The sequence below is a fragment of the Halobacillus hunanensis genome, assembly GCF_900166655.1.
Classification (GTDB): domain Bacteria; phylum Bacillota; class Bacilli; order Bacillales; family Halobacillaceae; genus Halobacillus_A; species Halobacillus_A hunanensis.
Map to the genome: position 1 here is coordinate 1,124,594 of NZ_FVZB01000007.1, position 21,086 is coordinate 1,145,679.

Annotated in this window: 21 protein-coding genes and 1 riboswitch; of the genes, 6 read left to right on the top strand and 15 right to left on the bottom strand. The window is 40.4% G+C overall.

Features of this window, described 5'->3' with window-relative positions; all coding sequences use genetic code 11:
* The 8 genes from spoIIIAE to B5354_RS18430 form a co-directional block, all read right to left on the bottom strand.
* The gene (gene spoIIIAE, locus B5354_RS18395) at positions 1-1,185 is read right to left on the bottom strand and encodes a stage III sporulation protein AE (protein WP_245804822.1); all 1,185 of its coding nucleotides are present in this window, start codon (positions 1,183-1,185) and stop codon (positions 1-3) included.
* The gene (gene spoIIIAD, locus B5354_RS18400; RefSeq protein ID WP_079530248.1) at positions 1,182-1,580 is read right to left on the bottom strand and encodes a stage III sporulation protein AD; all 399 of its coding nucleotides are present in this window, start codon (positions 1,578-1,580) and stop codon (positions 1,182-1,184) included. The genes spoIIIAE and spoIIIAD overlap by 4 nt, the downstream gene beginning before the upstream one ends.
* A 5-nt stretch (positions 1,581-1,585) precedes the next feature.
* A complete protein-coding gene (gene spoIIIAC / locus B5354_RS18405) occupies positions 1,586-1,792 on the bottom strand; it encodes a stage III sporulation protein AC (RefSeq protein ID WP_079530249.1) in 207 nt (68 codons plus the stop codon).
* An 18-nt stretch (positions 1,793-1,810) separates the two neighbouring features.
* Positions 1,811-2,320, bottom strand: a complete 510-nt coding sequence (spoIIIAB, locus tag B5354_RS18410; protein ID WP_079530250.1) for a stage III sporulation protein SpoIIIAB — start codon at positions 2,318-2,320, stop codon at positions 1,811-1,813.
* The gene (gene spoIIIAA / locus B5354_RS18415) at positions 2,283-3,242 is read right to left on the bottom strand and encodes a stage III sporulation protein AA (protein ID WP_079530251.1); all 960 of its coding nucleotides are present in this window, start codon (positions 3,240-3,242) and stop codon (positions 2,283-2,285) included. Before spoIIIAA ends, spoIIIAB begins: the two co-directional genes overlap by 38 nt.
* 390 nt (positions 3,243-3,632) lie before the next feature.
* Positions 3,633-4,190 (bottom strand): elongation factor P, encoded by a 558-nt coding sequence (efp, locus tag B5354_RS18420; protein ID WP_079530252.1) that lies wholly within the window; start codon positions 4,188-4,190, stop codon positions 3,633-3,635.
* A gap of 30 nt (positions 4,191-4,220) precedes the next feature.
* Positions 4,221-5,282, bottom strand: coding sequence for a M24 family metallopeptidase (locus B5354_RS18425; RefSeq protein ID WP_079530253.1), 1,062 nt, complete (start codon positions 5,280-5,282; stop codon positions 4,221-4,223).
* Positions 5,283-5,475: 193 nt separating this feature from the next.
* The gene (locus tag B5354_RS18430; protein ID WP_079530254.1) at positions 5,476-6,015 is read right to left on the bottom strand and encodes a YqhR family membrane protein; all 540 of its coding nucleotides are present in this window, start codon (positions 6,013-6,015) and stop codon (positions 5,476-5,478) included.
* Between the two features lie 325 nt (positions 6,016-6,340).
* Between B5354_RS18430 and B5354_RS18435 the strand changes: the two genes are divergently transcribed.
* On the top strand, positions 6,341-6,745 hold the full coding sequence (locus B5354_RS18435) for an SA1362 family protein (protein WP_079530255.1): 405 nt from the start codon (positions 6,341-6,343) through the stop codon (positions 6,743-6,745).
* A gap of 14 nt (positions 6,746-6,759) precedes the next feature.
* On the opposite strand, the gene B5354_RS18440 is transcribed toward B5354_RS18435, so the two are convergent.
* The 3 genes from B5354_RS18440 to B5354_RS18450 form a co-directional block, all read right to left on the bottom strand.
* Positions 6,760-7,632, bottom strand: coding sequence for a patatin-like phospholipase family protein (locus tag B5354_RS18440; protein ID WP_342743029.1), 873 nt, complete (start codon positions 7,630-7,632; stop codon positions 6,760-6,762).
* A gap of 107 nt (positions 7,633-7,739) precedes the next feature.
* Positions 7,740-8,186: a transcriptional regulator MntR gene (gene mntR, locus B5354_RS18445; protein WP_079530256.1), complete on the bottom strand. Its 447-nt coding sequence runs from the start codon at positions 8,184-8,186 to the stop codon at positions 7,740-7,742.
* A gap of 171 nt (positions 8,187-8,357) precedes the next feature.
* Positions 8,358-10,931, bottom strand: coding sequence for a vitamin B12-dependent ribonucleotide reductase (locus B5354_RS18450; protein WP_079530257.1), 2,574 nt, complete (start codon positions 10,929-10,931; stop codon positions 8,358-8,360).
* A 398-nt stretch (positions 10,932-11,329) separates the two neighbouring features.
* Here B5354_RS18450 and B5354_RS18455 point away from each other — a divergent pair, with 398 nt between their 5' ends.
* Positions 11,330-11,710, top strand: a complete 381-nt coding sequence (locus B5354_RS18455; protein WP_079530258.1) for a rhodanese-like domain-containing protein — start codon at positions 11,330-11,332, stop codon at positions 11,708-11,710.
* A gap of 140 nt (positions 11,711-11,850) precedes the next feature.
* On the opposite strand, the gene gcvPB is transcribed toward B5354_RS18455, so the two are convergent.
* The 3 genes from gcvPB to gcvT are packed head-to-tail and all read right to left on the bottom strand — an operon-like array spanning position 11,851 to position 15,774.
* The gene (gene gcvPB, locus B5354_RS18460; RefSeq protein ID WP_079530259.1) at positions 11,851-13,314 is read right to left on the bottom strand and encodes an aminomethyl-transferring glycine dehydrogenase subunit GcvPB; all 1,464 of its coding nucleotides are present in this window, start codon (positions 13,312-13,314) and stop codon (positions 11,851-11,853) included.
* On the bottom strand, positions 13,307-14,656 hold the full coding sequence (gene gcvPA, locus B5354_RS18465) for an aminomethyl-transferring glycine dehydrogenase subunit GcvPA (protein ID WP_079530260.1): 1,350 nt from the start codon (positions 14,654-14,656) through the stop codon (positions 13,307-13,309). Before gcvPA ends, gcvPB begins: the two co-directional genes overlap by 8 nt.
* Positions 14,657-14,673: 17 nt before the next feature.
* Positions 14,674-15,774 carry a glycine cleavage system aminomethyltransferase GcvT gene (gene gcvT, locus B5354_RS18470; protein ID WP_079530261.1) on the bottom strand — a complete coding sequence of 367 codons (1,101 nt, stop codon included), beginning with the start codon at positions 15,772-15,774 and terminating at the stop codon, positions 14,674-14,676.
* A 168-nt stretch (positions 15,775-15,942) separates the two neighbouring features.
* Positions 15,943-16,035, bottom strand: a riboswitch (glycine riboswitch).
* A 169-nt stretch (positions 16,036-16,204) separates the two neighbouring features.
* Between gcvT and B5354_RS18475 the strand changes: the two genes are divergently transcribed.
* A complete protein-coding gene (locus B5354_RS18475) occupies positions 16,205-17,848 on the top strand; it encodes a DEAD/DEAH box helicase (RefSeq protein WP_079530262.1) in 1,644 nt (547 codons plus the stop codon).
* Complete coding sequence (locus B5354_RS18480) at positions 17,845-18,648, top strand: YqhG family protein (RefSeq protein ID WP_079530263.1); 804 nt, start codon at positions 17,845-17,847, stop codon at positions 18,646-18,648. Before B5354_RS18475 ends, B5354_RS18480 begins: the two co-directional genes overlap by 4 nt.
* A gap of 31 nt (positions 18,649-18,679) precedes the next feature.
* On the opposite strand, the gene B5354_RS18485 is transcribed toward B5354_RS18480, so the two are convergent.
* Positions 18,680-18,862, bottom strand: a complete 183-nt coding sequence (locus B5354_RS18485; protein WP_079530264.1) for a YqzE family protein — start codon at positions 18,860-18,862, stop codon at positions 18,680-18,682.
* Positions 18,863-19,048: 186 nt separating this feature from the next.
* On the opposite strand from B5354_RS18485, the gene comGA reads away from it, so the two are divergent.
* On the top strand, positions 19,049-20,035 hold the full coding sequence (gene comGA, locus B5354_RS18490; protein WP_079530265.1) for a competence type IV pilus ATPase ComGA: 987 nt from the start codon (positions 19,049-19,051) through the stop codon (positions 20,033-20,035).
* Complete coding sequence (comGB, locus tag B5354_RS18495) at positions 20,016-21,074, top strand: competence type IV pilus assembly protein ComGB (RefSeq protein ID WP_079530266.1); 1,059 nt, start codon at positions 20,016-20,018, stop codon at positions 21,072-21,074. The genes comGA and comGB overlap by 20 nt, the downstream gene beginning before the upstream one ends.
* Positions 21,075-21,086 lie beyond the last annotated feature (12 nt).

The following is a 21,086-nucleotide window of genomic DNA, read 5'->3' on the forward strand; positions in this document are numbered from 1 at the left end:
TCATCGAACCATCATAGTAATATTGCTGGCAGCAACCATAATCACAATAACGAGGAAGAACATCATTGAGACCATGAGTAATGCTGCAAAAATGTACATAATATGGCGGCTCACGATTGCCATTGCCGTAATAACAGGTCCGTCTCCTAACGGCTGTAAAAGAGCTGCAGCCAACTTATAAATCAAAGCTATTACAAACACTTTCAAAGCCGGGAAGATGGCTATCCCTAATAAAATAATGACCCCTGCCAGCCCTAATGTATTTTTCAACAACAGCGATGCGCCGAGAATCGTATCCGTAGCATCTGTAAATAAACGTCCGACAACAGGAACAAAGTTTCCCGTGATGAATCGTGCTGTTTTCATCGTCACCCCGTCTTGAACAGCCGTTACTGTTCCCTGAACAGAAATCACACCAAGAAAAATCGTTAAATATACTCCCATAATTGCCATTCCTGTTTTCCTCAGTAATTCAGCAAGCTGATCCACTTTGTACGTATCATTCAACGTTCCAACAATTAATAACAGAGCTGAGGATGCAAAAAGTGGAATGAGAAGAACTTTCACTAACAAGCCACTGGATTGAACGAGAACAACGATAATAGGATGAAAAAATGAGAATGACATGAGATGACTAAACGATGCCATAATTCCTAAAAGCAGAGGCAGCAAACCAATCATAAAACTACTCATCTGGTTAATGGCGCCGATCGTGTAATCAATGACTTGTCCAAAACTTTCTAATGCAAGGGCAATAAGGGCAAGGTAGATCACCATGTAGGCGATTCGACTGACAACGGTATTCTCGAAAGAAGATTGCATAGCTTGGAGCAGCGTGCTGAACAATGTTAGAAACAACAAGGACGCTAGCAATTTTCCATTGGCCATTAATTCGTGAAAAAGGAAGGATAAAACACCAGACACCCATCCTTTTGGGGCACTGCCCCCCTCTTCTTCCATAACATTTCGAAAATCTTTTATTGAAATATCGGGTAAATAATCTCCATACTTCTGGTTGAGCTGTTGCAAACTCTGTTCAAGTTCATTAGTGGAAACATGTTCCATTAAGGAAGGCACAGCATCTTGTGGTGTTGAAGCTGAAACTGAGTCTGGAAAAAAAATCGATCCGATCAGTAAACAACTTATAAATAATAAACGTATCATTTTATACCACTCAATTCTCATCCTGCCGCTCCAGGAATAAAGTCCAAAATCGTTTCGATAACAGCTGTAATTATGGGGATGGCAAGCATTAGAATAAATAACTTTCCTACCAGTTCGACTTTAGAAGCGAGAGCATTCAATCCTGCATCCCTGATCAATTGTGCTCCGAACTCTGTGATATAAGCAATTCCGATAATCTTGAGAATGGTCTTAAAATACACGGACTCTACTTTTGCTTGATCTGCCATGTATTGAAGTAAGGAAAAAATATATTTGATTTGATCGAGAACAGTTGTAAAGATAATGATCACCGTTATCAAGAGAAGTAAAAATGCAATTGAAGTCTTTTGCTCTTTTAATAACACGATCAATAATGTCGCTACTAATCCAAGTGAAACGATTTGTAAAATCCCCATATTCTCTACCCCTGATATAAAAAGACAGATTTTATTTGTTGAAACAATTCAGCAAGTCGATGGAGAACTATGAAAAGAACGATGATAAAACCTGTTAACGTGACGACTTGAGCAATTTCCTCTTTGCCCATTTGTTTTAAGATACTGTGAATCATTGCTACGATAATACCGACTCCGGCAATTTGAAACAGGATGGATGCATCTTGAAGCACAATGTCCCTTCCTCCTTATCATATGAGTAATATAATCACGAACAGACCACTTAAGACCCCCATTCCCCGAGCGAGCTTCTGATGCTTACCTGAAGATTCAATGGCATCATTAAGTTGCAAATCAAGGTGATGAAGTGTTAACTGAATTTGTTTTTGCTGCTGCTGGAGATCATGCTGCCCTAAGGTACTTCCAAATTGGGCCAATATATCTAAATCAGTTTTAGTCATTGCGTTTCTATGCCAATGCTGTTTAAGGCCCTCTTGCCACAACGCTGCAAAATCCGTACATGTCTCGCTTTCCAACAGCAAATCCGAATAAAACTCGCACAAAGGCTGCGGCAATTGCCTTGAAATATTATCACAGACCTCCCATAAGGAAGATTGTCCATAAACCATTTCTGCTTCAATCATTTGCAGTGCGCTCTTCCATTGTCTGATTTGTCCAGGCCTTTTCTTAAACCTCGCCGCTATATCAAACCCTACCCAGGTACTAACGGTTAATACGATTAAGGCGCCGATCCACGCCATGTTTATCTCTCCCTCCATAGGAAGTGATTGCTGCCCCTTTTTCATTAAGAATACGGAAAGAACCCAGTTTATTAGGTGAAAGCCTTTCAAGAACAATGTACCTATCAAATGCTTGTTCACTTATCAAACTACTGGCAGCATGCCTCTTCTGCACAGATTCAAGATTGTTGCCGTGAATACTGCAGATGACTTGAACGCCGGTATATACAGCTTCACGAACAGCTTCAGCATCTCTTTCACCGCCCAATTCATCGACCAATATAACTTCAGGAGACATGGAACGAATCATCATCATCATTCCTTCTGCCTTCGGACATGCGTCCATTACATCAGTTCTGACTCCGACATCCAGTTGTGGAATACCCTGGTGACAAGCTGCCAGTTCTGAACGTTCATCTATTAAAGCCACTTTTGAGGCCTTTTTCAGGCTTGAATCTGAACCAATACATTTCGAAAGCTCCCGCAGCAACGTCGTCTTCCCTGAATGTGGCGGTCCAATAATCAGAGTGTTTTGCCACCTTCCTCGGACGAGCAGATGAGGAATAATTTTTTCTGCTAAGCTTACGGTGGAGCGGGCGATTCGTATATTCATGAAAGAAATATATTTTAGTGTCTCGATATCACGATTAATTGTATTGGCCTTTCCCGCTAATCCAACTCGATGTCCACCTTCTATGGTGATAAATCCTTCCTTTATCTCATCTTTCAATCGATAAAGGGAAAATTGACTGATTTGATTTAATACGAAGGATAAATCTTCAGATGATAAACGAATGTCAGTAAGTGTTCGAACACCTCTTGAATCTAGCACCTCCAATCGTTGATGAACCCGCAAACGAATTTCTTGAACACTCATCCATTCAACTTCTTTTAATAGGAGAGGGTGATAGTGCTCTGGAAACAATCTAATGATCTCTTTCATTCAACCCAAAACTCCTTTTATTGATTTACCTTATACCTATGTACGAGCACGGGAGTTATGACAGTTGAGAGGTGATTTTATACTGAAAATCTAGTAGAAAAATTAACATCTGCTAACCCTCTATTATTTTTTAATAAGAAATATACGGGTAAGCGTCCCTGAGAAGGTTTGGATTCAATGAAGCTGGGAACAGCGGAAAATCTACAAAGTAAGAAGCAAGAGGAATTGTGGTTAAATTCCTAGACAGAGGAAGTTCGACTAAGTTCGGCATAAAGGAAGTTCGGTTAAGATCGGCACGTCCTGTGCCAACACCGAACTACCCCACGTCGTGTGGGGCAAAAAAAAGAGCCAGCCCTATAAAAGGCTGACTCCGCTGATTCACGTTATATACTAAGCTCGAGATACATATTTCCCATCATTTGTACTAATTACTAATGTTTCTCCTTCATTTATGAAAAAGGGAACTTGAACAATAAGACCTGTTTCAAGAGTGGCAGGTTTTGTTCCGCCGCTTGCTGTGTCTCCCTTAATTCCAGGTTCAGTTTCTGTTACTTCTAATTCCACGTTATTTGGAAGTTCAACCCCGATGGTTTCTCCCTGGTACGATTGAATCTGTACTTCCATATTTGCTTTTAAATAGTTAAGCTGTTGGGAAATTTGAGCAGTTGGTAATTCAACTTGTTCGAATGTTTCCGTATCCATAAATGCGTGCATATCTCCTGACTCATATAAATATTGCATCTTACGGTTCTCAATATGTGCTCGCTCAACTTTTTCACCGCCGCGAAATGTTTTTTCCTGAATATTACCATTCCTTAGATTACGAAGTTTCGAGCGCACGAAAGCGGCTCCTTTACCAGGCTTTACATGTTGAAAATCCATAACTTGCCATATGTTACCATCCACTTCAATTGTTAACCCTGTACGAAAATCATTTACAGAAATCATTGATATCCTCCTTTATACTTTCTTGCCTTTTTATAGAATGATTAATTCCTTCGGTGCATGGCTTAAACGTTCATTTCCTGTATCTGTAACGATGGTGTCATCTTCTATCCTGCATCCACCAACATTCGGTACATAAATCCCCGGTTCAACAGTTACAACCATCCCTGCTTCTAGCACTTGCTCCGTCCTAAACGATAACCCCGGTCCTTCATGTACATCAAGGCCAATTCCATGACCTGTGGAATGACCAAAGTATTCTCCATAACCTTTGTCCGCTATATAATCACGCGTAAGTGCATCGGCTTCTTTGCCTGTAATACCAGCTTTAATGCCTTCCATTCCTTTGAGCTGTGCTTGGAGAACAGTATCATAAATCTCCTTCAACTCATCACTAATTTCTCCTACAGCTACAGTTCGTGTAATATCAGAGCAGTAACCTTTATAGAGTGCTCCAAAATCCAAGGTAACGAGTTCACCTGATTGAATTTCTTTTTGAGAAGCTACACCGTGCGGAAGTGCAGACCGATTACCTGAAGCCACAATAATATCAAAACTAGACGAAGTAGCTCCTTGCTTTCTCATGAAAAACTCTAACTCATTCGACACATCGATTTCTTTCGCCCCTGGTTTTATATAAGACAGGATATGTTCAAAGGCGTCATCAGCAATTTTTACAGCTTCTTTTATTATCGTAAGTTCCTCATCTGTCTTGATCAAACGCAAATTCTCAATAAGTCCAGAGGTTGGAATTAATTCTGCCTTCAATTGGTTACGATAAACATCAAATTGTTTGTATGTAACGTGATCTTGTTCAAACCCGAGCTTTTTTATCTGCAGGTTCTCTACCTGTGTACTAATCTCCTCTGCCATAGGACCTTTATGTTCTATAATTTCAAATCCCTCTGCCTGTTCAGCGGCTTGTTCCGTATACCTAAAATCAGTGATGAAGACAGCAGCCTGTTCTGTGATTAAGACCGCACCAGAGGAACCCGTAAAGTTTGTGAGATACCGGCGGTTCTGACTACTTGTGATTAGCAATCCATCTAACTGCTGATCTTTCATTGCCTGACGCAATTTCCCCAGTTTATTCATAATTCATTTCTCCCTTCCAATGTCATCTTCTCGTACTACCCGGCACAGCAGGCAGTAGTCCTAATTGAAAACATCATAGACATGCTGCCTGTGTGTGAGCAGACCATTTACAACACTTTTCTGCCTAATTTTCTATGTTGTATCCACTAGTGCACTTCCACTTTTCTAATTTTACCATACTCTTAGAATATCATCATTCTGTTGGCTGTTTAGCCGTCTGTGTCGGCTGATTATATTCATGATATTCATATGATATGGAATACCCTATAAATACCCCATATAAAACAAACAAGCAGACAGCTGTTACGATAGAATCAATCGTAAGTTGTGTAAAGTCAGGGACGGCCTCAAAGACAGGGTTCAATAAATAATATAAAATCCCAAATAAAACGACCCCGAAAATAAATCCTGGCCATATTCCATCTTTCCTTTTTAACACGACATAATAAGCGAGAGCCATAAATATAGATAAAACGGCAACGATTCCGATCGCCAAAATTTCAGCTAATAATGTACTCGTCCAGTCTGTTTGCCAAAAGGAACGAAAAATGAATGTGGCAGCTGATACTTGGGAAAAATTAAAATAGTACGACAGCCCGCCAAGTCCCCCCCATAATATTCCTGCTACAAACCCAATAAGCAGAGTTTTCGATAATACGCTATGCGGCGGTTCCTGTGTACTTTGTTCTATATGTTCCTGGTTTTGTTTAGGTTCTTTTGAATTCCCATCCATTTATATCACCTCAGCATTTATTTTCTCCATTAAGTCATAATTCATGCTAAGAGTTTATCTTTTAATGGTAGTGAATCTCATGTCTTTGCGGTAAAATAAAGTATAGAACCTTACTTTCAGAGAATGCAAAATTTCTTGAATAATATCAGCTAGAAGGGACAGAATCTAAAATAGTTAGACTTGTATATGGTAATTCCAATATCTAAGAAACTTAGATTAACAAAAAGATGTAAAAAAAGATAATATATCATGATAAGAACTTAGGAATTAGGGGTATATACAATAGTAAAAGGAATTATTTATACCGAAGGAGGGAGCTGTAAAGATGTTAAGAAACTGGGGTGCTCTGGTTATGTATACAATGATTTCACTCGCCATATTTTACATTGGATTCCAATTGGTGAATAACCCATCGTCCTTTCTATCATCAATTATTATGACGATTGGAATTGCTGTACTAGTATTCGGTGCTATTTACTTCTTGTTTCTTCGTAATCGGGTCGGAGCTGTCGGCGGTAAAAACAGTAACGAGATGAAGAAATATAAACAGGCTGTTAAACAATCGAAGCAAAAATATAAATCGGCTCAGCCTACTAAACCTAATAAATCAAAGCTAGACACTAGACTTTCAGTAAATTCCAGAAAAAAGAAACCCAAGCGAAAAAATGCCCCAAACTTACGTGTTATCGAGGGTAATAAAAGCAAAGGGAAAAATCGAGCCACCTTTTAAAGCGGCTCGATTTTTTATTTCTTCCAACGATCAAGAAATTGTTTTGCCTTCTCTTGCCCGATACTCATTAACTTTTCTTTTTGTTCCGCATTCATGGCAAAATCTGTCGTTTCCACTCCTTTTACCGGGATAAATATGACATCACGACTGGTTGACTCTGAAATATATCTGGCATCATGCGCTTTTTTCATTGTACGGAACAGGGCATGGAACATTTGGATAGAGTTTTTTATTTTTTGTTCGGGAAGCTGGTCAGGGGGATCACTTAATTGCATACCTAAAATAGGACGTCTGCGCTTACCCTGTTCATTTTCAAATAACCATATGGGAAAGTTACTCAGCACTCCCCCGTCCACTAACAGTGATTTCCCTTTCTTTCCGTGCAGCTTGACTGGCATGAAAAAATAAGGTAAACCAGCACTAATCCTAGCTGCCTTAGCCACAGAGAATGTATCGGGGTCAATTCCATACACCCTGTGCAGATCGTCTGGTATCACGACCATTTTACCTAAAGTCAAATCTGAGCAAATCACTTTAAGGCTTCCACGCGGCAAGTCAGCAAACGTTCGGACTCCTTTTTGTTCAAGCCACTTCTCAAGCAAATTCTCCAGCCGATTTCCTTTAAATAATCCCATACGAAAGTAAAGCAACAACCACTTGTAAAACGGGAGGAACCTTTCCGGAAACGGTGTATCAATTAATTTATCTAAGGACAGTTCAAACAGTATCTTCTTCAGATCTTTTGCTTGATAACCAGAAGCAATCAGGCAGGCCACAATTGCTCCGGCCGAAGTTCCAGCGACTCTTTGGAAACGATATCCATTCTCATCTAACACTTCAAGTGCTCCTATGAAAGCTAATGCTTTCACTCCACCGCCTGAGAACACACCATCTATATTTATAAGATCACCCCGCTTATTACATATATAAACGGAAACTGTTTGGATAGAACAATTTTGTGAAAGAACAAAAGCGTAACAAAAAAGACGCAATTTTATGCGTCTGATTTTCCCTCATTATTTTGTTCTTCATTCTTCTGCTGAACTCCTCGCAGTTCTTCGACACGGGAGTTATTTTCTTCAAAATATTGAACTAAATCTCCAATGCGATCTATGGAATCCCAGCTTAAATGATGTTCGATTCCTTCCACATCATCATAAATTTTATCTTGAGTTACACCGATGATCTCGAGAAACTGTTCTAGAAGTTCATGACGGTAGACTAGCCTTTTTCCTACTTTCTTTCCTTTAGGGGTTAAGATAAGCCCACGGTACTTTTCGTATTTTAAGTATTGATCACGATCTAATTTCTGAACCATTTTAGTCACTGATGACGGATGCACTTGAAGGTTCTCAGCAATGTCAGATACACGTGCATACCCTTTATCTTCAATTAAGATATAAATTTGTTCGATATAATCCTCCATGCTTGGTGTTGGCATGTTAAACCCCCAATATTGCTGATGTTTATGTAATTTGCTTCATAAAAAGGATACACTAGTTTGTCTGCCGTGACAAGCGACTCCCCTTTATAAACAAACAGACGACCAGTTTTATACTGATCGCCTTTTTTGCTTTAACTTTAGTTTTTTATCGGGGATGAACCCGGAACTTTACAGCCCGCATTTGAGCTGAGCATTACAGTTTGTACAAGTATTACAACCGCCAATATCTTCAACAGTTCCCTTACGGCAAACTGGACATGTATCACCGACTTCAGAGCCTATCGTCACGTTGGTTTTCTCAAGTTCATGGACTGTATCCATTAATACAACATGAGGTTTTTTCTCTTCTTCAAACTCAAATTCTGTCTGTTCGCCTGAAAATTCGTTTTCCTCAGCTTTGAGAGTCAGAACTTGACTATCTCGGCTACCATCCACATAAACAGTACCGCCCTTAGCACCACCATGATATAAGCGCTGATAAACTTGTTCTACTTGCTCGACCGTATATCCTCTTGGTGCATTGACCGTTTTAGAAATTGAACTATCCACCCAACGCTGAATAACACATTGAGTATCCGCATGCGCTTCAGGTGCCATCGTCATCGCGGTAATAAACCATTCAGGAAGGTTGTCAGGATCCTGGTCAGGGTGCCTATCCAAATATTCCTGAACGATATCTGCTTTCACTTCGATAAATTTACCAAGACGGCCGCTTCTATAGTATGAGAACGAGAAGTATGGCTCAAGACCTGTACTTACACCGACCATTGTCCCTGTACTTCCTGTTGGAGCTACAGTTAGCAAATGTGAATTGCGAATTCCGTATTTAATGACGCCTTCTCGTATATCCTCAGGCATATCCTGCATGTAACCAGTTTCGACAAATCGCTGTCTCAGCTGCTGTGTCTCCTCTTTTGTTTCCCCTTCTAAGAATGGAAAACTGCCTTTTTCTTTCGCCAGATTTATGGACTCACGATAAGCTGTGGTCGCGATGACCTCAAAGATTTCGTCAACGAGCTTGTTACCTTCTTTTGAACCGTATTCCGTTTCACAGTAAATGAGCAAGTCGTGAAGTCCCATTACACCTAAGCCAATCCGACGCTCTCCTAAAGCCTGCTTCTTATTTTCCTCAAGGAAATAGGGTGTAGCATCGATGACGTTATCCTGCATGCGAACACCAGTCGCGACTGTTTTTCTCAATTTGTCAAAATCCACTTGTTTCGCTTCTTTGTCTGCAACAGAAGCCAAGTTAACTGCAGCTAAATTACAGACAGAGAAAGGTGCTAATGGTTGTTCTCCACATGGGTTGGTAGCGACAACCTTTTGACCATAAGCGCTAGCGTTTGTTTTTTCATTGGCATTATCAATAAAGAAAATACCTGGTTCAGCAGAGTAAGTTGCACATATATTAATCAGTTTCCAAAGCTCTGCAGCCTTGACTGTACGATACGTTTTCACACCAAATCCTTTTGCTTCCCACTCTCGAACGTCTCCACTCTCCTGCCATTTGGCATTGTAAGTGGCCATGTCTTCTTTAGAGTAGCTTTCTACATCCGGAAAACGCAGGCGATATTCTTGATCATTTTCAACGGCTTCCATAAATTCTTTCGTAATACATACAGAAATGTTCGCCCCGGTCAGGAATTCCGGATTATGGACAGAATAAGTACCGCCTGTCTGTAGTTTTTCCTGTGCTTCACGAAGGCTCCCCTCAGTGAATCCACCTTGGCCGGGCATAGTTTTATAATTAACCACGCTTTGATACAGATCTTTCTCTGTTTCCGTTAAAGGGGTAAATTTAAGCTTTTCTTCAGCAAGTGCTTTAATCTGTTCGTCTTCGGTGTTTTCAATTAAATATCTCAGAATTCGCGGATTCTGCATTTTTGAAATGATGAATTCAATAATGTCAGGATGCCAATCTGATAACATAATCATTTGCGCTCCACGTCTTGAACCGCCTTGCTCAACTAAATGAGTCAGCTTTGCAATATCATCCAGCCAGGACACTGACCCTGAAGATTTGCCGTTAACGCCCCTTGCCAGTGTATTCCGCGGCCTTAGGGTAGAACCATTTGTACCAACTCCACCACCACGGGACATAATCTCCATCACTTGCTTACGGTGGTCAGAAATTCCTTCACGAGAATCCTGAATGTAGGGCATCACGTAACAGTTAAAGTACGTCACATCCGTATTCGAACCTGCTCCGTAAAGAACTCGTCCCGCTGGAATAAAGTTGAGATTCGAGAGCTCATCATAAAAGTCGTTGAAGCTTTTTTCCTTCTTATCTTCATCAACTTCCACGGCTGATAGTCCAGTTGCGTTCCTTAAAGCAATTTGCTCATAGAATACTTCAAGCGGCTTATCAATGGTATCCAGTTTTCTCGTAATCAAACCGGATTCCCGCTCCTCTTCTTTATCAAGCACATTGATGAACTCTTCCTCAACTCTTACTTTTGCCTTATGATTTTCCCAATCGATAGACTCGATAAATCCAAAGCCTCTCGCAGGGAATTTCGGATCATCTTTAACGGTAAGGACAACAAAATCCCCTTCCGACAATGTCAGCTTCTCCGTATCCTTAAATGCATAACGATCAAGCATTACTAATCGTGACACTCCGCTGTGAGTTAAGTGCATATCTCGTGTAATTTCATGGACTTGATCAAATTGACGGATATCCGCGTTCAACCGGTCGACATTCAACCTTGATGGCGTTTTCCCTGTGGTTGTTGTCTTCATGTACACATCTCCCTTTCACCATGTTACAGATGGCTTGTTTCATAAGTCTATAAGTAACATACCACATCTGCAAAAAGTTAATCAATATATTGTATTCGAATTAAGAATATTTCTCCATATCTTGTGTTTCAATCAAGTTTAAGCGATTTTGTCAATCTAATAATTTTGCAAAAATAAAAGAAAAAGAAAGCTAATAAAAGCAAGAAGCCCCTTTTTTCTAGCTCATTAACTTTTTCCTTTGTTGCATCTCCAGAAATTTTAAAAATGCCTAAATAGACGTTTTGAATTCGATAACATGCTCAAAGAATTTTTATTTTACATTCATATGCTATAAAAATTCTTTGAAAACCAGCGCATTCCCCCATATAATAGAGAAGGGAAGAGGGGGTATATAGAGAATGGAACTTTGGATATTAATAGGTGGCCTTGTCATCATAATTGCATTCGGTGTATTCCGGTTTATCAAAGCAAATAAAGTCTTGACCACACTAACGGAAGACGAATTCCGCCAAGGATACAGAAAGGCCCAACTGATTGACGTTCGGGAACCGAAGGAATTTGATGGCGGCCATATATTAGGCGCAAGAAACATTCCTTTATCTCAAATGAGAAATCGTCTTGTTGAAATCCGTAAAGACAAGCCTGTTTATTTCTATTGTCAAAATGGCACACGCTCATCCAGAGCTGCTCTTATGTTAAATAAAAAAGGTTACCAGGACCTTAATCAACTTAAAGGCGGCTTTAAAAAATGGACAGGTAAGATCAAAGTGAAAAAATAAGTAAAGGACGGCACCTTCACATTCAAAAGGGCCGTCCTTTTTAGTGTCACTTAAAATACAAAACCAGAAATAATGGATGACGAATAAAGAGAGGGGGTATTCCAGAGAAAAACCTGGAATACTCCCCTTTTTAATACCTATTAGTCTTCTTTAATGTAGCGGAGAACTGGCTTTCTAGCAGCTGTCGTCTCATCCATACGACTTACGATTGTGGTATGAGGAGCGTTTTGAACCCGTTCTGGATCTTCTTTCGCCTCATTTGCAATTTGGATCATCGCATCAACAAATTCGTCTAAGGTTTCCTTAGACTCCGTTTCTGTCGGTTCAACCATCATCGCTTCTTCCACATTAATTGGGAAATAGATAGTTGGTGGATGATATCCAAAGTCAAGCAATCGTTTCGCCATATCAAGCGTACGTACCCCGAGTTTCTTTTGTCGTTTGCCGGAAAGGATAAACTCATGCTTGCAATGATGATCATACGGTAAGTCAAACGCTTCTTGAAGCCTTCTCATCATATAGTTCGCATTTAGTACGGCATACTCACTAACCTTTCGCAAACCTTCTGCCCCCATCGTGCGAATATACGTATAGGCACGAACATTGATTCCAAAGTTTCCATAGTAAGGCTTAACGCGTCCAATCGATTGCGGGCGATCTTCATCAAAGACAAATAAGTCTTCCCGCTTCGTTAAAATAGGTGCAGGCAAGAAAGGTTCAAACTCTGCCGTTACACCAACCGGACCTGAACCTGGCCCTCCCCCTCCATGTGGGCCAGTAAATGTTTTATGAAGATTAAGATGAACGACGTCAAATCCCATATCACCAGGTCGCGCATAACTCATGATCGCATTTAAGTTCGCTCCATCATAATAAAGCTTACCACCAGCGGCATGGATAATCTCTGCCATTTCTACAATATCTTCTTCGAACAAGCCTAGCGTGTTCGGATTTGTAAGCATAAGTGCTGCAGTCTTTTCATCGACGACTCGCTTTAAGTCTTCTATGTCAACGAGCCCTCGTTCATTGGTTTTAACGGTAACTGCCTCAAAGCCAGCCACTGTAGCTGAGGCCGGGTTAGTCCCGTGAGCTGAATCTGGAACAATGACTTTTGTCCGCTCGTAATCACCATTCCCTTCATGGAAGGCACGAATCATCATTAAGCCAGTCCATTCTCCATGAGCTCCGGCTGCTGGCTGCAATGTGACTGTGTCCATACCAGTAATTTCAGCTAATGTTGTTTGCAAATCATACATTAACCCCAGTGCTCCTTGTACCGTCTCAGGGGCCTGGTAAGGGTGAATGTGACTGAATCCTGTAAGCCTCGCTACATCTTCGTTCATCTTCGGATTGTACTTCATGGTACAGGACCCTAATGGATAGAAACCAGAATCAACCCCGTGATTTCGTTTAGACATAGCCGTATAATGACGCATGATTTGCAGTTCACTTACCTCAGGAAGATCCGGTTCGTTTTTTCTAATGTACGTTTCTCCTAATTGCTCATCCACATTTGTTTCTGGAACATCTAATTCAGGCAAGCTAAAGCCTGTACGGCTCTCTTGACTTAATTCAAAAATTAATGGAAAGTCTTGATTAGCCATGAATATCCCCCAATTCTTTTACGAAGAGATCAATTTCTTCTTTCGTACGGATTTCTGTAATTGCAATAAGCATATGCCCCGATAGGTCATTGAAATCATTTCCTAGATCGTAACCACCGATCATTCCTTTTTCCAGAAGCTTCTGATTGACCTCGGTAATATCGCTGTCAACATGGACTACAAGTTCATTGAAAAAGGCACCTTGATAAGGAATTGTAAATCCTGCAGATTCCAATTGCTGTTTCATATAAGCAGCTTTCTGAATATTCATCCAGGCCATGCGTCTTAAGCCCTGTTTTCCTAATGAGGACATGGCTACAGAAGATGCCAAAGCATTTAGCGCCTGGTTTGAACAAATGTTCGATGTTGCCTTATCTCGGCGAATGTGTTGTTCACGAGCTTGCAATGTTAATACAAAGCCTCGTCTGCCTTCTTCATCTTTGGTTTGTCCTACTAAACGACCTGGTACTTTACGCATAAGTTTCTTCGTTGTCGCAAAATAACCACAGTGGGGACCTCCGAATTGAGCCGGAATACCAAATACTTGCGCATCACCTACTACGATATCTGCTCCGAATTCACCGGGCGGAGTGAGATATCCGAGGGCAAGCGGGTTACTGGAAGCAATCAGCATCGTTTTCTTCTGGGTATCTACAAGAGAGCGAACTTGATCGAGTGGCTCAATTTGACCAAAGAAGTTAGGGTACTGCATAACAACACTGGCCGTGTCTTCATCCAGCTCCCTCTCTATTTGTTTAAGATCCGTCACACCACCAATATGATCGATTTCAACTACCTCAACTCCAGGTCCCTTAACATAAGAGTGAATGACTTCTAACGATTCGGGATGGATCGCTTTTGAAACCAGGACTTTCTTCTTCTTCGTTTGACCGGCAGAAACGTTCACTGCTTCAGCGAGCGCAGTCCCCCCGTCATACATTGAGGAGTTGGCTACATCCATTCCAGTAAGCTCACATATCATCGTTTGAAATTCAAATATAGCCTGAAGCTCTCCTTGAGAAATTTCTGGTTGATAAGGTGTATAGGCTGTATAGAACTCGGACCTTGAAATGACATGATCTACGATGGATGGGATATAGTGATCATATACTCCAGCACCTAAAAAAGAAGTGTGTGACTTCACATTGACATTTTGTTCAGCAAGCTGGGTAAGTTCCTTCATTAAGGCAAATTCATTTTTTGGCTTTTTAATATTCAATTCGCCTTTATAACGGATATTCTCCGGAATGTCAGCAAATAACTCATCTGTCGATGTAATGCCGATCGTCTCCATCATCTGTTGTTTATCTCGTTCTGTCATAGGTAAATAACGGAATTCCATGACTCTTCCCCCTCGTCTTATCGTTTATAAAAAGGTGTAGCGACAACTTTTGCCTGTAACTTTCGTTTACGAACCTGAACGGTGACTTCCGTGCCTTCTTCATTGTAGTTATGATCCAATAAGGCAAGCCCCACATTCTTTCCTAATGTAGGAGATTGAGTACCCGTTGTAACAAAACCAATTGTCTTATCCCCATCTAATACTTCATAATTTGTACGCGGAATGCCCTTGTCGATCATTTCAATACCGACTAGTTTTCGATCTGTTCCTTCTTCTTTCTGCTTTTTCAATACCTCTTTACCAATAAAATCAGCATCTTTCTTCACTCGAACAGCAAAGGAGAGACCTGCTTCGATTGGGGTAATCTCAGGACTTAACTCTTGACCATACAAAGCCAGATTCGCCTCGAAGCGCAATGTATCACGAGCTCCCAAACCAATTGGCTGTACATCAAAGGCTTCCCCTTTTGCTAAAATAGCTTGCCACAAAGCTGGACCTGACGCAGCAGGAAGGTAAATCTCAAATCCGTCTTCACCTGTATATCCCGTGCGTGAAACGATTGCTCTATTCTCAACACCTTCAAAGGAAACATCTTTCAAAAAGCGAAAGAACTTAATAGAAGAAAGATCGGCCTCCGTCAATTGCTGCAGTATTTCTTCTGCACGAGGTCCTTGAAGGGCGAGCTGAACGAAATCATCAGACACATCCTCAATCGTGACTTCCCCTTTCTGATGATCCTTAAGCCATTGCACATCTTTTTCCCGGTTTGCTGCATTGATAACGAGCAGATAATCGTCCTCGTCAAGCATATAAACAATCAAATCATCAACGGTACCACCGTTCTCATAGCACATAATCGTATACTGAGCTTTACCTGGTTCTAATTTTGACACATCATTTGTTAACATGCCCTGTAAATAATCCAGGCTATCCTTTCCTTTCACCTTTACCTCACCCATGTGAGACACATCAAATAAACCTGCTTTGGTTCGTGTTGCTTCATGCTCTTCTTTAATGCTTGTAAACTGAACGGGTAAATCCCATCCGCCAAAATCGATCGTTTTCGCTCCTAATTTCTTATACTCAGAATAAAGTGGTGTTCGTTTCAATTCAGTCATCCTATCACTCCTCCAAGATCTAGTTAAGCATAAAAAAAGAGACTCTACCGCTTATTACGGGAGTCTCTGTCCATTCACCAGAAAGTTTCACGCTACCCTGACATGATCGTCAAACATAGTCGCTTGCTTCTTGGGTGGTTTACTGTATGTAAACACTCTCCAGAGCTGCGTCATACAGGGGTCTTTTTGCCTGAGAGATTCACAATAATAAATTGCTTGCTCCTTCGGCGCTACATCAGTAGTCTCTCCCCCTGCAGTCATTCGCAATTAGTATTTTATTAGATTAATTTGGGCATACTAACCTGTAAAGTTCAATACGACAAACTCTCTTAATTTTCACGTTCATTATACCATAGCGTTGCAAAAGAGCGAATGCAGAATTCGAATTTATATGAATTCTTTTGAAAGTTACCTACAGGAGGTGGATCAGATGGTAGAAATTCTACACGATCATGACTATATAGAAACGCTTTCCAACAACCTAACACAACCAGATTCCTTATGTTCATGGGACGAATTTAAACTCGGGTACAATGCCTTACACTACCGATCAGTTCCTGAATTTAATGGTGTTCTTTCCACGAAACATTTACCCCATGTAGATTTTCTAGACCATCAGATTCAGGCATGTGAGAAGGTCATCCATGAAATGAACGGGAGGGCTATCCTTGCTGATGAGGTTGGTTTAGGAAAAACTCTTGAAGCCGGACTGATTTTGAAAGAATATATGATCAGAGGAATGGCTAAAAAGGTCTTGATTTTAACACCAGCTTCTCTTGTCAATCAGTGGGTACAGGAATTGAATGAAAAGTTTTATATACAGGCTGCAACACCGAGGAAGAAAATGGCTGCCTGGTCAGATTGGGACATTACCGTTACCTCTATCGATATGGCAAAACGTGAAAATCATAAGGACGAAATTCTGTCTATCTCCTACGATATGATTATCATCGATGAGGCCCATAAGTTAAAAAATCACCAGACAAAGAATTACCAATTTGTTAAACAATTAAAGAAAACATATTGTTTACTGTTAACAGCTACACCCATCCAAAATAATTTAAGCGACTTATTCAATTTAGTTTCTATTCTTAAGCCGGGTTATCTTGGAGATCTAGCTACATTTAAAAAGAAATACCGCAAAACATCACTTGATCATACAGAGTCTCATCAGCACATTCACTCCCTGTTAAGTAAACTGATGATTCGAAATCGTAGAAAAGATACCGGATTAGACTCCTCAAAACGCCACGTGACTAATATTCGCCTTACATTTACTGATGAAGAAATGGAGATGTACGAGAAGTTGGCAGCCTTGAAGTCTAACTCCCCTTCTTTTACGTGGCTGACATTAGCAAAAGAGCTATGCTCTACAAGAGAGGCCTGCTTTATGTCTCTGCAGTCTATGCAAAATAAACAAGAAAGCGAATCACCATTGTTAGCTGACTTTATTGAATGCCTGGGGACACTCCCTCACCACATCAAAGCAAAACGTGTCGTTGAAATCATGGAAAATTCTGATGAAAAATTTATTATTTTCACAGAATACAGGGCTAGTCAGTTTTATTTACAGTGGTATTTGCAGCAGCACGGGATAACCTCTGTTCCCTTTAATGGTAAGTTCAAAAAAAGTAAACGCGACTGGATGAAACAGTTATTCAGGACAAAAGCACAAGTTATGGTTGCTACAGAAGCAGGTTCGGAAGGAATTAACCTCCAATTTTGTAATAACATGATTAATTATGATTTGCCCTGGAACCCGATGAGGCTTGAACAACGCATTGGCCGAATTCACCGATTTGGTCAGGATAAGGATGTTCATATTTACAATTTTGCGATTGAAAATACTATTGAAGATCAAATATTAAACCTATTGTATGAAAAGATTGAAATGTTTAAAAATGCTGTAGGGGATCTAGATCATATTTTAGAGAACATCCCCGGGGGAAATTTTGACAATCAGATTCAATCCATTATGAGTCAATCTGAAAGTCAGGGAGAAATGAATATTAAATTGAACAACCTCGTGAGCTACGTTGAACATACTGTAAATGAGAGGAGGGAACTGAGTTGACACCAAGTACCTATTTCCAATTTGCTAAAGATTTCTTTTCGACACATAGATGCAGCATCACGGAAACATCGGACCGTTCCATGGAAGTGCAGCTAACAAATGATATGGATGAAGCCTTAATGAACCGGCCATTTTACTGGCATTATATGAAGAAAATGAACCGAGTTGGAGAAGCGATGAAGCTCACCTTTACAGATGGGCTTATGGAAGAGGATAACGGGATACACCTTCATGCCGGGACACCAAAGCTTCACCAAATGTATCAATTAGCCATTGACCGCTCCTATTCCACGAGACTCTATGAACACTTGTCTGCACTCACAGTCAACCAACCACTTCATCCTTGGTTGGTGTTAAATATTAAAATCATATATCGCGGGAAACAAACTCGTGATGAAATACTATCGATTGGATTAAACCTGATAAATGGAGCCTTACTATCGGGGATGATGGATAAAATTTGGAAGATTGATTTCCGATCAACCGTATCTGATTTTAGTTTTCCGATGACCCCGGTTGTAAGAGTGGAAAGTGGATATCAACGGATCCTAAACTATGTAAAGGATCAACTTGCTTCATTGAATGATGAGTGGGCAATAGAGTCCATCAAACAACTGGAAAGTGAAAAAGACTTACTTCATCACTTTTATACGTCAGATGACGTGGACGAGGATTATTACGAGAAGGAACTTGACCAACTGCAAGTTAGATACAAACCAAGAGTGTCTATACACATTGCAAATGGGGGATTATTCTACTTGTCACAGCAAACCAGTCAAAGTTTGTTTCGTGAAACATAAATAGTAAAAGAGGCTGCTATCATGGCCTCTTTTAACTATGTCTCTGCCATCTTCTCTTCATCATTTTTAAAGCAAAAGGAATGATACCAAACCAATAAGATGAGCTGCCTTTAGAGGTTCTTTGAATTTTTCGATCGTGTTTTTCCTGTTTAGTCCGATGCATATACTTCATCATCTCTTCGGTAAGAAACTGAACATACTCATTCTTCTTCATTATGGATCCCTTCCTTACGATTAGTTATTCGTTAGTATGCCCGAGGGTGCTGTTCTTTAGACAACACCCTTTTCTCTAAAGATTGCAAGCATCTAAAAAAGAATTCGCAATTTTTCCAAAAAAAAGAAGGATTTACGCATAGTTTGTCGAAGTATATTTACAGAAGAAATGAGGTGATAAATTACCGTGAGTCACATTGCCAAGTATGCTCAAGATCTGCTGGTTTCTGCCATTCAGCAAACTGCGTCGGACATTCATTTTTCCCCTTACATTGAAAAAGCGGATATCCATTTCCGCATTCATGGCCAACGCATTTTTCATTCCTCGCTGCCATTTCCCTCTTATCAGAAGTTACTTGCCTATTTTAAATTTATTTCTGGAATGGATATTGGCGAAGTCACAAAGCCTCAAAATGGCATCATCGAACACAGGCTAAACCAAGAACTTTTTAACATGCGTTTATCCACTCTTCCAATTATTGGCTGCGAAAGTCTCGCTATTCGAATTCTCTCCCCCGACAGCCAGCTCCAGCTTGAACGACTGTTTCTTTTCCCGAGTCAGCTCAAACAAATTGAAAGGTGGCTTACCTTCTCAAGTGGGATGATACTTTTCACCGGGGCGACCGGAAGTGGAAAAACTACAACATTGTATGCTTTGCTTCAATCGTTATTAAACCAACACTCCTTCCAAGCCATCACACTAGAGGATCCTATTGAGAAGAATTTAAATAATATTATCCAGGTACAGGTTAATGAACGAGCAGGGATCACCTATGATGCTGGTCTTAAAGCAGCACTAAGGCATGACCCGGATTTACTAATGGTTGGAGAAATTCGCGATATGGAAACAGCACACTTTGCATTTCGTGCTGCATTAAGCGGTCATTTGGTAATCAGTACGATTCATGCAAAAGATGCTTTTGGCACATTAAGACGTTTAGAGGAAATGAAGATTAAATCCTCTGATTTAGAGCAAACTTTAATTGCCATCGCTGCCCAACAGCTACTTCCCCTTAAAACGAACGATTCACTTCCTAGAAGAGCGGCGATCGTTGAGCTCCTTGATGGATACACCCTCCAACAAGCCATCAAGGGTTCTCCTCCAAATAAGCAGCCCCATTTCCAAACATTTCATTCTTTAAGGAGAAAAGCTTATGCCCTCGGCTACATTTAAACTTTTTTCTCGTGCTCCAGATCAACCTAAAAAACTTCCCATTCGTAAACAAATTTTATTCTTACGAAGGATTTGTCATTTATTAGAAAGAGGATTTCCCTTACTGGAGGCTCTTAAAATGACAAGTTGGGATCCGTCTCTTGCTCCCATCACTCATACGATAACTGAACAACTCAAGAGCGGGCAGCCAATGGATACAGCTTTCCAACAAGCCAGTTTTTCTCGAAATGTAGTATCCTTTTTATTTTTTGCCCGTATTAATCAAGATCTACCCTCGATATTTAGACAATGTGCTGACCTGTTACACATCCAAGAAGATTACACAAGAAAGCTAAAGCAAGTATTGAGGTATCCCCTGTTTTTACTCATCTTTGTAATTATTGCCTTTGGTGTAATCAAGCGTACAATCATACCAAGTTTTCAATCACTGTTTGAAAATCAGGCTTCCAAACCTTTAAGCCTGATCGTATTAAACGTGGTGGATGTGGGCATAACAGGTTTTTGTTATATGACCGTTGTGATTATTTTAGCTTTGTTTCTATTTAAACTGTACTTACCAAAGCTGACTATAAACCAAAAGCTGACGATCTACGAGAAAACTCCCTTCCTCAAGGAGTATCAGATCTTTACTGTTACCTTTCTTTTCGCCACCCATCTAAGTTCACTGCTCAAAGCTGGCTTATCACTCAAACACGCCTTGGAAATCATCGCTGGACAAACTAAATATAACATTCTGTCACATTATGCAAAGATGATCTTATTCAGGCTCAATGAAGGCATACTCCTCGGGCAGGCTGTTCATCCTTGTTCATTAATTAAAGGAGATGTCACAACTATTTTTCATCACACAAATGATCTCGATACACTAAGCAAAGAATTACAAGTATATTCCGAGTTACTCATGGATCAGTTAAAGGAGCGCTTAACTCAAACCATGCAGCTTATACAGCCCGTGTTCTTTATGATCATTGCCTGTGTAGTCGTTCTGATCTATGCCTCCATTATGCTGCCCATGTACCAGTGGATGGAACAAATATAGAAGGGAGCAATC